The organism is Aminobacter sp. MSH1, from assembly GCF_003071665.1.
In the GTDB taxonomy this organism is placed as follows: Bacteria; Pseudomonadota; Alphaproteobacteria; order Rhizobiales; family Rhizobiaceae; genus Aminobacter; species Aminobacter niigataensis.
This window is the reverse complement of the sequence record NZ_CP026265.1, coordinates 2,793,560-2,805,857: the sequence shown is the minus strand read 5'-3', so window position 1 is coordinate 2,805,857 and position 12,298 is coordinate 2,793,560. Positions and strand designations below refer to the sequence as shown.

Sequence of the window (12,298 nt, the reverse complement as noted above, 5' to 3'; positions counted from 1 at the left end):
GAGTAGGAATATTCGTGCGCGAAACGCACTCAACCCATTTTCCCTATTCGCTACTCCCTATTCCCTATTCGCTCTCTGGAACAACGAAGCCGCGTCTTGGTGGACCGGCTTCCAGCCAAGCTCGGCACGTGCCTTATGCCCGCTCAGCCGCTGGCTGAGGGCATAGCCCCGCGCCCATTCGCCCAGCCGCTCCGCCGCAAGGTCGGCGCTGACGATGTGGACTTCGGGATGCTCCGTCCCGATCAACCGCGCCACTTCCGGCACGATCTCGCCGACGGCCAGACCGTCGATGGCCGAGCCATTGTAGACCGAACCGGGTTTCGCCTTTTCGAGCACCTGCAAATACAGGTTGGCGAGATCGTCGGCATGGACCAGCGGCCAGACCACCTGCTCCGAGCCGATAACCTCGACCGGCTTTCCCTCGCGCATCGCTTCCATGAACGAGGAAAACACGCCGCCTTCACTCGAATAGACCATCGCCGGATGCACGACGAAGCTGTCGATCTCGGGGGCTTCGAGAACCCGCCTCATATTGGTGATCGTCTCGCTGAATGCCGGCAGCGGATCAAACGGGCTGTCTTCGGATGCCACCCTCTCTCCCGTCGCCCCGAACAGCCAGCAGCCGCCGGTGTAGACGAAGCGCGGCCGCTTCGGCATCGCGCCCAGCACAGGCAACAGCGCATCGAGCAGCGCCATGTCCACCGGCCCCATGTCGTCGCCAAAGTCTGATGCGGCATGAATGACCCCATCCAACGTCGGTAGCTTGGCCACCCATTCCGCCGGCGCGCGCAGGTCGCCGAGCAGCGGCGTCGCCCCGGCAGCCGTCAGGCGATCTGCCGAGGTCTCCGAGCGGGCCAGGCCAATGACCTCATGTCCGGCCTCGACCAGCCGCTGCAACACATGACTGCCGATGAATCCGGTGCCGCCGAGAAGAAAAATGCGCATGCGAATGGTCACTTAGAGAATAACGAATAGCGAATAGCAGATCGGAGTGTTCGCGCGGCAATTCAAGCCGCTTTTCCCTATACCCCACTCACTTTTCCCTACTCCCTACTCGCTAGTCCCTATTCGCTGCCCCCCTCAATCCGCCATCGTCTCCAGGCTGGCGAAGCCCACAGGCGCCTCGCCTTCGTCGAAAGGCGTCGTCACCTCGACGAAGGTGTCGGGATAAAAGCCGTTGAAACGGGTGCGCAGCGACAGCGAATAGGCCCCGATATGGCCGATCTCGATCCAGTCGCCGGTGTCGATGGTCTCCGGCAGCCAGAACGGCCGCGACAGGATGTCGACGGAATCGCAGGTCGCGCCGCACACCTTGAACGGCACGATGCTGCCGGCATCGCCGTTGCGCGTGCGGATCGCCGGATCAGGAATGAAGCGCGCCGGCAGCGTGATCTTGCCGGTCCACGAATCCGACAGTGACGCCCAGATGCCGTCGTTGATGTAGAGCCGCCTGCCCTTGCGCAGCAGCACCCGCACGATCAGCGACAGGCAGCGCGCCACGATCACGCGGCCAGGCTCGGCCACCAGCGGCATCTCGTCGAAATTGTATTCTTTCAGGTCGGCGCGGAAGCGCGACATGATCTGCCCGATTGACGGCATCGCCGGCTTCTTGCTGTTCGGATCATGGCCGTATTCGGCCGGGAACCCGCCTCCGACATCGAGCCCGGCAAGATCGAAGCTGATGCGGTTGCGCACCCAGTCGACCGAGGCAAGCGCGCGCTCATAGGTGTCGGGGTCCTCGATCTGGCTGCCGACGTGGAAGCACAGCCCGACCTTGTAGCCATTGCGGTTCAGCCGCTCGGCCAGTTCGACGGCATTTGCAGGTCCGGCACCGAACTTCTTCGACAGCTCGTAGGCCGCCGATCCCTTGGTCTGCACGCGCACGAACACGGTGATCGCCCCGGGATCGATGTCGAGCGCCCGCACCACGCGGTTGAGCTTGTTGATCTCGTCCTCATGATCGACGGCGATCACCCTGATGCCATAGGTTTCCAGCGCCAGCCTGATGTCGGACTGCGCCTTGACCGGGTGCATGTAGATCATTTCGGCCTCGGCCGTGACCTCTCTGACCGCCGCGAATTCGCCGGGCGATGCCACGTCGAACATCGTCACGCCGGCCTCGACCAGCGCCTTGAGCACGATCAGTTCGCCGTTCGTCTTGACGGCATAGGCCGTCCTGCCGGGGAACATCTCCATGAAGTTCCTGGCATCTGTCTTGAGCACTTCGGGCCGGAAACAATAGACCGGGGCATCCGGACGGAGCGCCAGTGCCGCTTCGCGCGCATTCTCGAATCGCTGCATGGAAGCTCCTCGTTACCGGCCGGAATCTAAAGCAAGCCGCCGATGATGCAACCCGAGCGAGTTTGGCAGGAGCGTTGCGTCACCGTTTGGATTCGGGTGGCCCTACCCGAGAATCGCGCGTAGCTGTCGAATGTGACAAAGCGAAGAAGGAAGCCGAAATGAGTGCACGCGACTGGGCAAGACTGCTGCTTCTGGGCGTCATCTGGGGCGGCTCGTTCTTTTTCGTCCATATCGCGGTGGCCGAGATTGCGCCGCTCAAGCTTGTCCTGTTCCGGGTGATGATCGCTGCATGCGCGCTGCACCTCTATCTGCTTGTCCGCGGCCCCTCCTTCCGCCTCGCGCTGCCGCTGGCAGCAACGCTGTTCGGGCTGTCGCTGCTCAACAACGTCATTCCCTTCTCGCTGATCTTCGCCGGCCAGACCGAGATCGGCGCCGGCCTTGCCTCGGTGCTCAACGCCACCACGCCGTTCTGGACCCTGATCATCGCCAACATGATGACATCGGACGAGAAGCTGAACTGGAACAAGCTCGCAGGCATTGCGCTCGGCATCGCCGGCACCGCCGTCATGATCGGACCAGGGCTGATCGCCGGCCTCGGCGGGCCGGTCTGGGCCAAGCTGGCGCTGATCGGCGCGTCGCTGTCCTACGCCTTTGCGCTGATGGTGGCGCGGCGGCTCAGGGGCGTGCCGCCGGCAGTCGTGGCGACCGGCCAGCTCACCGCCTCCACCATCATCATGATACCGGTCGTGCTCACCGTGCACGGCACCGACGGCCTGTTTGTGGCGAGCAGTGGCGCGTGGATGGCCGTTTTCGCGCTGGCGCTCATTTCAACCGCCTGCGCCTACCTGCTGTTCTTCGGCCTGGTCGCGTCGGCGGGCGCCACCAACACTTCGCTGGTCACCCTGATCGTGCCGGCGAGCGCCATTCTGCTTGGCGTGACATTCCTCGGAGAGCGGCTCGAAGCCTTCGAACTGGGTGGCATGGCTCTGATCGCGTTGGGCCTCGTCACCATCGACGGACGCCTGTTCAGGCGCCGGGCGGCCGCCGCGGGCTAGGTGTTTGCCACAATTTGTCCACAACTGCAGCCAGCCGTTTTGGTAAACAAAACCAAAGGCTAAGGGCGGGGAATGCGTCGCATTTCTCACAATCTTGTCGCAATGCAGCACATTTTTTGCTTGTGTGTGGCCGAAATGACCCTAGATTCCGGCCTGTGGCTTGCGCAGAGGAGGCTATGCATGGGACTGACTAGGTCAATCAATGCACTCATGATTTGCGCCGCGTTTGCTTTTATCGGCGCGCTCATCGTTGGAGTTCTTCCATAAGGCCGCTAAGACGGCGGAAGACGATAGCACCTCTAAGGTGGACAACTTAAAAAAAGGCCGGGATCAAAGTCCCGGCCTTTTTGGTTTCTACAGCGCCGCGCCCCCACGGCGCGCAAACTACTTGCAGCTTGTTGAAACCGCCTCAGGCCGCCGCCGCACCCTGTACCACCGGCTGTGGCCGGATGCCGATCATGTGGCACACCGCCACCACGAGGTCGGAACGGTTCATCGTGTAGAAATGGAAGTCGCTGACGCCGCGCTCGACGAGATCGAGCACCTGCTCGACCGCGACTGCCGCAGCCACCAGCGCATGCGTCTGCGGGTCCTTGTCCAGCCCTTCGAAGCGTTCGGCCAGCCAGTTCGGCACATGTGCGCCGCAACGCGCGGAGAAATTCGCCACCTGGGCGAAGCTGTGGATCGGCAGCACGCCCGGCACGATCGGAATGTAGATGCCGGCCTTGCGGGCGCGCTCGACGTAGCGCTCGTAGAGGTCGTTGTCGAAGAAGAACTGGGTGACGGCCCGCGTCGCGCCATTGTCGACCTTGCGCTTCAGCATGTCGAAATCGGTAGCGAAATCAGGGCTTTCCGGATGCTTTTCCGGATAGGCCGACACCGAGATGTCGAAATCGCCCTGCGCCTTGAGCGCGCCGACCAGCTCGGCGCCATTGGCATAGCCGCCCGGATGCGGCTGGTAGGCAGCGCCCACGCCTTCCTTGGGGTCGCCGCGCAGCGCTACGAAGCGCTTGACGCCCATGGCGGCAAACTCCGCGATCACCTGGTCGACCTCCTCGCGGGTGGCGTCGACGCAGGTCATGTGGGCTGCCGGCGTCAGCGTCGATTCCTGCAGGATGCGCTTCACCGTGCGCGCGGTGCGCTCGCGCGTGGTGCCGCCGGCGCCATAGGTCACCGACACGAACTGCGGCTTCAGCGGCTCGAGCCTGGTCACCGTTTCCCACAGCCGTGCCTCCATCTCGTCGTTCTTGGGCGGGAAGAATTCGAACGAGACCCGTATCTTGTTGCCGATGTCGGAACGCCTGGACAGGGGGTATTGGTTCATCAGGCGGTTTCCCTTGCGGCTTGAATGTCTGGAGTTGGTTCGGCGATCAGCTGGCGGCGGTCGCGTGCCAGCCACAGCTTTACGGTCAGGCTGGCCTTGGACGATCCGCGCGGCTCGAACTCCTGCGTATCATCGAGTTCCAGCCCTGCCTCGGCCAGCCAGTCGGCGATTTGCCGGTCCGAGAATCCGAGGCGCGCATGCGCATGCTCGGAGCGCAGGAAATCGAGGCCGTGCGGCGCGAAATCGACGATCACCAGCCGCCCCGACGGGCGCAGCAGGCGTGCCGCCTCCTGGATGGCGCGAGCCGGATCGTCGAGGAAATGCAGCACCTGGTGGACGGTGACGAGATCGAAGGCGTCGCGCTCGACTGGCGGCGAGAAGATGTCGCCCTGGCGCACCTGCGCATGGGCCACCCCTGCCTTGTCGAGATTGGCACGCGCCACCGCCAGCATCTCGCGCGACATGTCGATGCCGACTCCGCGGCGATAGAGTGGCGCAAAGATTTCGAGCAGCCGGCCGGTGCCGGTGCCAAGGTCGAGCATCGACTGGAACGGCCGCTTGCCGACCAGCTTCACCAGCGCGGCCTCGACGGCGCGGTCGGGCGCATGCAGCGAACGTATCTCGTCCCAGCTCGCGGCATTGGCGCTGAAGTAATGTGCCGCCCTCTCCTGCCGCTTGCGCTTGACGTCCACTAGCCGCTCGAAATCGCGCACCACCTGGCCGTCGCCCTTGTCGATGCCAGACACCAGCCCCTGCACGAAGCCACGCGCCTGATCGGCGTCGGACAGTCGGAAGAAAGCCCAGGAGCCCTCCTGGTAGCGGTCGATCAGCCCGGCCTCGAGCAGAAGCTTGAGATGACGCGACACACGCGGCTGCGACTGGCCGAGGATCTCGGTCAGGTCGGAGACGGTGAGGTCGCCGCGCGAAAGCAGCGTCAGGATGCGAAGGCGACTGGATTCGGCAGCCGCCTTCAAGGTATCTACCATGGTGTCGAGCGTAACGTGCATCGGCTTTGGTTCTCGCCAAAAGACATAAACATATCTTTATGTGACGAAGCGAGCGATTGCAACGCCCAATGTCGCATGCGGGCAAGAAAATGGCGCGACCGTGGGAGGGGCCTATGCAGATGTTCGAACAGCGCGAGGGCGAGATTGCGCTGACCGGCGATCCCGCGCAGTCGTCCGACGCCAGCCTTGCCTATATCGGCCGCATCACCTCGCCGTGGAAGCTGCGCGAGGAGTGCCCCAAGAACATGGATGCCGCACGCGAGCGCGGCGGCGGCGCAACCGTCACCGTCGACGAGCTCTACCGGCCGGGCCTCGCCGGGCTGGCCGGCTTCAGCCACGTCGTCATCCTCAGCTGGTTCGAAAAGGCGCCGCGGAATCTGATTGTGCAAAAACCGCGCCATGCAGCTGAAGCAAAAGGCGTTTTCGCCCTTCGCTCGCCTGCCCGGCCCAACCCCATTGGAATGCATGTCGCCCGCATCGTTGCGCTCGACGTCGAAACCGGGGTGATCGAACTCGATGCCATCGACGCGCTCGACGGCACGCCCGTCATCGACCTGAAACCCTATTTCGCATCCGTCGACGCCTTTCCGGACGCTTCGCGTCCGAGCAAGGACACCTGAGCATGGCTGCACCCACCGGCCGCCGCCGCGCTGTTGCCAGGTCGCTGACAGCACTGCTGCCGCTGGCGCCCTACGCGGACACAGAGGCCATCCGCGCCGACGCGCTCGCCGTGCACATGAAGACGCTGCCGCCTTCCATCGCCGTCTGGCTGGCGACCGTCGCCCATGTCCGCCACGCCCACAGCGACTACGAAAAGCTCCTGTCCGAAGGCTATGACCGCGATTCCGCCCGCTTCTTCGTCATCGGCCAGATCAACGCCACCCTCACACGATGGCGCGCCACGCGGCTGCTCGATCCCGACGACGAGGACGTCTAGTCACCCGGCCGCGCGTATCCCTGGCCCATTGCCCGCTCGCGCCATCTCTGCTTTCCTCCGGCGCATCGCAGCTTGAGAGGAGCAAGCGCATGACCGAAAGCACCGAACCCTATCGTCATCATCACAAGGACGGCAGCCTGTGGGTCGTCGGCCAGTTGCGTGCCGGCCAGGCCGACGGCTATTGGGAATGGTTCCGCAAGGACGGCACGCAACTGCGTTCCGGCCATTTTTCCAAAGGCGTCCAGGTCGGCGAATGGACGACCTATGACAAGGCAGGCAAGGTCTACAAGGTCACCACCATCAAGAAGGCGGCCGTCCCAAGCGGCAACCCGCTGACTGGCGCAGGCCTCCCCCGCTGACGGGCTAGGGCCTGTAGATCCACTGCTCGGGCACGCGCACCGAGACCTCTTCGCCGGCCGCGATCACGCCGGGCTTTTCCACCCAGGCAACCAGCCCGCGCAGGCGCTTTGCGGCCTTGGGAAACATGAGCGAGCCGGCATCGTGGTCGGCCATGCGGGCATGCTCGGCGATCGAGCGCCCGGAGCCTCGGCACGGCGCGTTCTGGCCGTCAATCTTGAGGGTCACGCCACCCTTGAAGAACAGCATGGTGCCGGAAGGCAGCATCGACAGCATCGGCACGCCGTCGAGCAGGAGGTTGGCGCCGATCCACTCCGGCTTGATCTCGGCGAGCCCCATGCGCTTGGCGACGACGGCCAGTTCGTCGGGCGCCACGATGGAAAGCTGCCGCTCGTTGCGCATCTCGGTGCCGCGCGGATACCAGGGCTCACGCCCGCCCGACCGCCTGACATGCCCGGCATGAAAATCGCCGTCGATGCCCTCGAAGCTCAGCGGCAGCGCTTCTACCGCCCGGGTAACGAAATGGTCGAAAGGCGCGGTGTAGACGCCGGCAACGTGCGCGGCGAGCTTCCTGCCGGGCAGGATTTCAGGTTCGCCTTCCCTGCGCATCGTCGGATCGAGCATCTTTCGCCTCTCAATTAGAGGCGGCACATTGCCAATCAGCCCACAGAAAATCCAGACAAAAAGCCTGATCCCGGCATCACCCGGACTGATGCGTCAGTGCATCCGCACCAAGGCGCCGCCGATCGAATAGCCGGCGCCGAAGGCGCAGATCAGCCCGTGCTCGCCCGCCTTCATGTCCTCGTGGTTTTCCTTGAGCGCGATGATGGCGCCGGCCGCGGCCGTGTTGCCCAGCCGCTCCAGCACCATCGGTGCGGTGTCCTGGTCGGCCTCGTGGCCGAGCGCCAGCTTCAGGATCATCGCGTTCATGCGCGCATTGGCCTGGTGCAGCCAGTAGCGCCTGACGTCTGATGGCGTCATGCCGTGGTCGGCGAGGAAGGCGGTGATGAAGCGGTGCGCCGCATGCGTCACCTCCTTGAACACCTTGTTGCCCACCTGCTTGATCATGTTGCCTTCCATCTCGACGACGGAGGTGTTTTCCTGGCCGGCGCGCAGCAGGAAGCCGAAATTGGTGCGGATGTTGTTGGAGAACTGCGTCCAGTTGCGCGTATCGATGATCTCGAAGCGCCCGGGCCGCGTCTCCTTCGGGCCAATCGCCTCGACTACCATTGCCACCGAGGCATCGCCGAAGATGAAATGCGTCTGCCGGTCGCGGAAGTTGAGATGGCCGGTGATGATCTCGGGCGTGACGATCAGCACGCGCTTCTGCCCGCCCGAGCGCACCAGGCTGAAGGCAACGTGCAGCGCCGCCGCCGACGACGAGCAACCGAGGCTCATGTCGAAGGCCGCACCTTCGATGCCCAGTTCCTTCTGGATCTCGATCGATATCGCCGGATAAGGCCGCTGCTGGTGCGAGGCGGCACAGATCACCATGTCGATGTCGGCGCCAGTCAGCCCGGCATGGTCGAGCGCCTTGCGCGCCGAGGCGACGCCGAACTCGGCTTCGACAGACAATGCGTCGTCGGCGCGTGGCGGAATGCGCGGCGCCATGCGTTCAGGCTCGAGGATGCCGTCGAGCGTGTGGACGTGGCGGTTTTTCACCCCCGAGGCATAGACGATGAACTCGCTGTCCGACTTGCGGACCGGTTCCTCGCCGGCGGCCTGCCTCCTGGCGTTCTCGATGTCGACCCAGGCGTTGAAGCTCTCGACCAATTCGTCGTTGCTGATCGACGCCTCCGGGATTTCAACGCCGATACCGCTGATGATGACGCGATGCATGAAAACCGTCCGATGCCTGCTATTGCTTGCGAACCCCGCCTCTCCGCGGGCTCCCCAGATTCGCCGATATGCACTCTACGCCACACTGACTGGTTCGAATATGGCCGGAAGTGACTAGGAGCCCGAATGTCAAACGCCCCGCTTTTGGCGGGGCGCTTGGAATGGTCTGGAGCTTAGCGCGTCAGGCGCTTGTGGCTCATCCGGTGCGGGTTGGCCGCATCGGCGCCAAGGCGGCGGATCTTGTCCTTCTCGTATTCCTCGAAGTTGCCTTCGAACCACTCGACATGCGCGTCGCCTTCATAGGCCAGCATGTGGGTAGCCATGCGGTCGAGGAACATACGATCGTGGGAGATGATGACGGCGCAGCCGGCATAAGCTTCGAGTGCATCTTCGAGCGCGCCCAGCGTTTCGGTGTCGAGATCGTTGGTCGGTTCGTCGAGGAGCAGAACATTGCCGCCGTTCTTCAGCATCTTAGCGAGGTGGACGCGGTTGCGCTGACCACCCGACAGGTTGCCGACGCGCTGCTGCTGGTCGCCGCCGCGGAAGTTGAACGACGAGCAATAGGCGCGGCTGTTCACTTCATGCTTGCCGAGCTTGATGACTTCGGCACCGCCGGAAATCTCTTCCCACACGGTCTTGGTCGGGTCGAGCGCGTCGCGGCTCTGGTCGACATAGCCGAGCTTGACGGTCTCGCCGACACGGATCGAGCCGCTGTCGGGCGTTTCCTGGCCAGTGATCATCCTGAACAGCGTGGTCTTGCCGGCGCCGTTCGGGCCGATGACGCCGACGATGCCGCCGGGCGGCAGCTTGAAGTTCAGGTTCTCGATCAGCAGTTCGTCGCCGTAGCCCTTGTTCACGCTATCGACCTCGATCACCACGTTGCCGAGGCGTTCGCCAGCCGGAATGACGATCTGCGTGTCGGTCGGACGACGCTGATCCGCCTTCTCCACCAGTTCCTCATAGGCCTTGATACGCGCCTTGGACTTGGTCTGGCGTGCCTTGGGCGAGGATGCGATCCACTCGCGTTCGCGCCAGATCGCCTTCTGGCGGGAATCGTCCTCGCGGCCTTCCTGGATCAGGCGCTTGGCCTTGGCGTCGAGATACTTGGTGTAGTTGCCCTCATAGGGGATGCCGCGGCCGCGATCGAGTTCCAGGATCCAGCCGGTCACGTTGTCGAGGAAGTAGCGATCGTGGGTGATGATCAGCACCGAGCCCGGATAGTCGCGCAGGTGCTTTTCAAGCCACGCCGTGGTCTCGGCATCGAGATGGTTGGTCGGTTCGTCGAGCAGCAGAAGGTCAGGCTGTTCGAGCAGCAGGCGGCACAGCGCGATGCGGCGGCGTTCGCCACCCGACAGCTGGGTCACTTCGGAGTCGGCGGGCGGGCACTGCAGCGCGTCCATCGCCATCTCGACCTGCTGTTCCAGGTCCCACAGGTTGAGACGGTCCATCTCGTCCTGCAGCTTGGCGCCCTCGTCGGCGGTCTCGTCCGAGTAGTTCATCATCAGCTCGTTATAGCGCTCGATGATGGCGGTCTTCTTGGAAACGCCGTCCATGACGTTTTCGAACACGGTCTTGGCAGGATCGAGATGCGGCTCCTGCGCCAGGTAGCCGACGGTCGCACCATCAGCCAGCCACGCCTCGCCCGACCATTCCTTGTCGAGGCCGGCCATGATCTTGAGCACCGTCGACTTGCCGGCGCCGTTCGGGCCCAGGATGCCGATCTTGGCGTCGGGGTAGAACGACAGGTTGAGATTATCCAGCACCTTCTTGGTGCCGTAGGACTTGGTCAGTCCCGACATGTGATAGATGAACTGGCGTGCCACGCGCGCGTATCCTGCTTCTCAAGTGATAGGAGTTGGGCGCTATGTAGGCCATCCCACCCCAAACGGCAAATGCTTTCGGGTGAGCCAAATCAGCGCCAACAGACGCTCCCGGAGCGTCGTCGCAGCCGCAAAGCAAAATTTAACCATATTTGTCCATCCTTTCTCCATCGTTCTGTCGAGTTGGGGACATTCCGGAAATCACGCACTGCGGTCGCTCGCCGGCCGTAGACGTTGCGAGACAACTGGTCTGCTACGCGTTAGTGAGTAAAACCGTTCGTTTCCGGCCTTTGCGCCGTCTTTTGCGTCCATTGCTGATCGCTTCCCTTGGCACCGCTTTTGCCGGCGCGGCCGCGTGGTCGATGGCCGGCGTGGTGGCGATGGGCAATGTCAGCGCCTTCGATGCGACCCACTTTGCGCCCAAGCCACCGGTCCAGGCGGTCAAGGTCCCCAAGGCGCGTCTGACGGCCTATGTCAGTACCGACAAGGCGTCGCGGCTGACCGCACCAAGGCAGAGGCCCGTTATCGCCAACGCCGCGCAGCCCGTTGTGACCGCGAGCCTGGTTTCTGGCTCAGGCAAATCCCCCCGGCATGTCGATGTTGCAGCTATTGCACCCCCAACCGGCCATTCCGCCCGCTTCGACACCATCGCCAGGCAGGCCGACCTCAGCTCGAAAAAGCTCGCCAGCCTGTTCGGCTCGGCCGATGCGGCCGCGCCGCAACGCCTCGCCGCGGACGCCACAACGTCCAGCCCGGACGTGCCGCTGCCCGCCTCGACGACGCAGCACCCGACGATCCTCGCTTATGCCGATCCGTCGCCGGGCGCCGCCGCCGACACGGCCCTGTCGACCTTGCTGACGGGTCCTTCCGAGGAGGAACTCGCCGCAGCACAGGTTGAAGCGGAAGCCGCCGCCCTGCCCGACTATGCCGAAACCCCTTCTGCGGCCCCCCGGCCCGAACTTCGCCCGGAAGCAACCGCCCGGCCCGCCGACGCCGGCAAGCCGGACGCTGGCGAGGCCGCTGAGCCGAAGGCAGCCGACAAGCGCGAAACGCAGAAGCATCAGAAGCTCGCTTATGCCCGTCCGGAAATCCCGGAAGACAAGCCAGGCAGCACCCTTGGCCAGTCGTTGCGCAACATGTTCGGCGGCAAGACCAGGGCCGGCAACGGCGTCGCCGTCTACGACATCAGCGCCGCCAAGGTCTACATGCCCGACGGCAGCGTGCTCGAGGCCCATTCCGGCATCGGCAACATGGCCGACAATCCGCGCTACACCCATGTCAAGATGAACGGCCCGACCCCGCCGCATACCTACAATCTCAGAATGCGTGAAAAGCGCTTCCATGGCGTCGAGGCGATCCGCATGCTGCCCGTCGATGGCAAGAACAAATTCGGCCGCGATGGCTTCCTGACCCATAGCTACCTGCTGCGCGGCGGCCGCGAGGAGTCGCATGGCTGCGTTGCCTTCGCCGACTACAAGCGTTTCCTCACTGCCTTCAAGCAGGGCAAGGTCAAGCAGATCATCGTCGTGCCGAGCGGTGGGCGCGAAAGCTTCCGCCTTGCCTCGAACGGCAAGTCCATCTGACGGGCAAGCCAATCCCGGGGCCGCGGGTGCTTTCGCCAAGGCAATGAGCCGCTGCCACAGTCGATAGACATCGCG

At 63.9% G+C, this 12,298-nt stretch carries 12 protein-coding genes; 5 read left to right on the top strand and 7 right to left on the bottom strand.

The genetic code is table 11. The features are described 5' to 3' along the window. Window positions 1–57: 57 nt before the first annotated feature. Window positions 58–945: an NAD-dependent epimerase/dehydratase family protein gene (locus tag CO731_RS13840; RefSeq protein WP_108607608.1), complete on the bottom strand. Its 888-nt coding sequence runs from the start codon at window positions 943–945 to the stop codon at window positions 58–60. 135 nt (window positions 946–1,080) lie between these two features. Continuing rightward, entirely contained in the window at window positions 1,081–2,301 is a 1,221-nt protein-coding gene (locus tag CO731_RS13835) for an alanine racemase (RefSeq protein ID WP_108607607.1), read from the bottom strand. Window positions 2,302–2,459: 158 nt separating this feature from the next. Between CO731_RS13835 and CO731_RS13830 the strand changes: the two genes are divergently transcribed. Then, on the top strand, window positions 2,460–3,356 hold the full coding sequence (locus CO731_RS13830) for a DMT family transporter (protein WP_108607606.1): 897 nt from the start codon (window positions 2,460–2,462) through the stop codon (window positions 3,354–3,356). A gap of 409 nt (window positions 3,357–3,765) precedes the next feature. Here the strand turns inward: CO731_RS13830 and metF are convergent, their stop codons facing one another. Continuing rightward, window positions 3,766–4,680, bottom strand: a complete 915-nt coding sequence (metF, locus tag CO731_RS13825) for a methylenetetrahydrofolate reductase [NAD(P)H] (protein WP_108607605.1) — start codon at window positions 4,678–4,680, stop codon at window positions 3,766–3,768. Next, complete coding sequence (locus tag CO731_RS13820; RefSeq protein WP_108607604.1) at window positions 4,680–5,687, bottom strand: metalloregulator ArsR/SmtB family transcription factor; 1,008 nt, start codon at window positions 5,685–5,687, stop codon at window positions 4,680–4,682. Before CO731_RS13820 ends, metF begins: the two co-directional genes overlap by 1 nt. Before the next feature lie 119 nt (window positions 5,688–5,806). Here CO731_RS13820 and tsaA point away from each other — a divergent pair, with 119 nt between their 5' ends. The 3 genes from tsaA (at window position 5,807) to CO731_RS13805 (ending at window position 6,983) form a co-directional block, all read left to right on the top strand. Beyond that, the gene (gene tsaA, locus CO731_RS13815; protein WP_199914633.1) at window positions 5,807–6,307 is read left to right on the top strand and encodes a tRNA (N6-threonylcarbamoyladenosine(37)-N6)-methyltransferase TrmO; all 501 of its coding nucleotides are present in this window, start codon (window positions 5,807–5,809) and stop codon (window positions 6,305–6,307) included. A 2-nt stretch (window positions 6,308–6,309) separates the two neighbouring features. After that, the gene (locus CO731_RS13810; RefSeq protein ID WP_108607602.1) at window positions 6,310–6,624 is read left to right on the top strand and encodes a DUF2293 domain-containing protein; all 315 of its coding nucleotides are present in this window, start codon (window positions 6,310–6,312) and stop codon (window positions 6,622–6,624) included. Between the two features lie 89 nt (window positions 6,625–6,713). Beyond that, window positions 6,714–6,983 carry a hypothetical protein gene (locus CO731_RS13805; RefSeq protein WP_108607601.1) on the top strand — a complete coding sequence of 90 codons (270 nt, stop codon included), beginning with the start codon at window positions 6,714–6,716 and terminating at the stop codon, window positions 6,981–6,983. Between the two features lie 4 nt (window positions 6,984–6,987). On the opposite strand, the gene CO731_RS13800 is transcribed toward CO731_RS13805, so the two are convergent. The 3 genes from CO731_RS13800 to ettA all read right to left on the bottom strand — a co-directional run bounded on the left by CO731_RS13800 (window position 6,988) and on the right by ettA (window position 10,643). Beyond that, window positions 6,988–7,605: a molybdenum cofactor sulfurase gene (locus CO731_RS13800; RefSeq protein WP_108607600.1), complete on the bottom strand. Its 618-nt coding sequence runs from the start codon at window positions 7,603–7,605 to the stop codon at window positions 6,988–6,990. Between the two features lie 93 nt (window positions 7,606–7,698). Then, window positions 7,699–8,820: a beta-ketoacyl-ACP synthase III gene (locus tag CO731_RS13795; protein WP_108607599.1), complete on the bottom strand. Its 1,122-nt coding sequence runs from the start codon at window positions 8,818–8,820 to the stop codon at window positions 7,699–7,701. A 173-nt stretch (window positions 8,821–8,993) separates the two neighbouring features. Next, a complete protein-coding gene (gene ettA / locus CO731_RS13790; protein WP_108607598.1) occupies window positions 8,994–10,643 on the bottom strand; it encodes an energy-dependent translational throttle protein EttA in 1,650 nt (549 codons plus the stop codon). A 308-nt stretch (window positions 10,644–10,951) separates the two neighbouring features. Between ettA and CO731_RS13785 the strand changes: the two genes are divergently transcribed. Further along, window positions 10,952–12,223, top strand: coding sequence for a tlde1 domain-containing protein (locus tag CO731_RS13785; RefSeq protein WP_245439341.1), 1,272 nt, complete (start codon window positions 10,952–10,954; stop codon window positions 12,221–12,223). The last annotated feature ends 75 nt before the right edge of the window (window positions 12,224–12,298 follow it).

Bases quoted from the DNA above. Each gene is read 5' to 3' on its own strand.
- CO731_RS13835 (WP_108607607.1), bottom strand. From the start codon at position 2,301: ATGCAGCGATTCGAGAATGCGCGCGAAGCGGCACTGGCGCTCCGTCCG.
- CO731_RS13820 (WP_108607604.1), bottom strand. From the start codon at position 5,687: ATGCACGTTACGCTCGACACCATGGTAGATACCTTGAAGGCGGCTGCC.
- CO731_RS13795 (WP_108607599.1), bottom strand. From the start codon at position 8,820: ATGCATCGCGTCATCATCAGCGGTATCGGCGTTGAAATCCCGGAGGCG.
- CO731_RS13810 (WP_108607602.1), top strand. From the start codon at position 6,310: ATGGCTGCACCCACCGGCCGCCGCCGCGCTGTTGCCAGGTCGCTGACA.
- metF (WP_108607605.1), bottom strand. From the start codon at position 4,680: ATGAACCAATACCCCCTGTCCAGGCGTTCCGACATCGGCAACAAGATA.
- tsaA (WP_199914633.1), top strand. From the start codon at position 5,807: ATGTTCGAACAGCGCGAGGGCGAGATTGCGCTGACCGGCGATCCCGCG.
- CO731_RS13840 (WP_108607608.1), bottom strand. From the start codon at position 945: ATGCGCATTTTTCTTCTCGGCGGCACCGGATTCATCGGCAGTCATGTG.
- CO731_RS13805 (WP_108607601.1), top strand. From the start codon at position 6,714: ATGACCGAAAGCACCGAACCCTATCGTCATCATCACAAGGACGGCAGC.
- CO731_RS13800 (WP_108607600.1), bottom strand. From the start codon at position 7,605: ATGCTCGATCCGACGATGCGCAGGGAAGGCGAACCTGAAATCCTGCCC.
- CO731_RS13830 (WP_108607606.1), top strand. From the start codon at position 2,460: ATGAGTGCACGCGACTGGGCAAGACTGCTGCTTCTGGGCGTCATCTGG.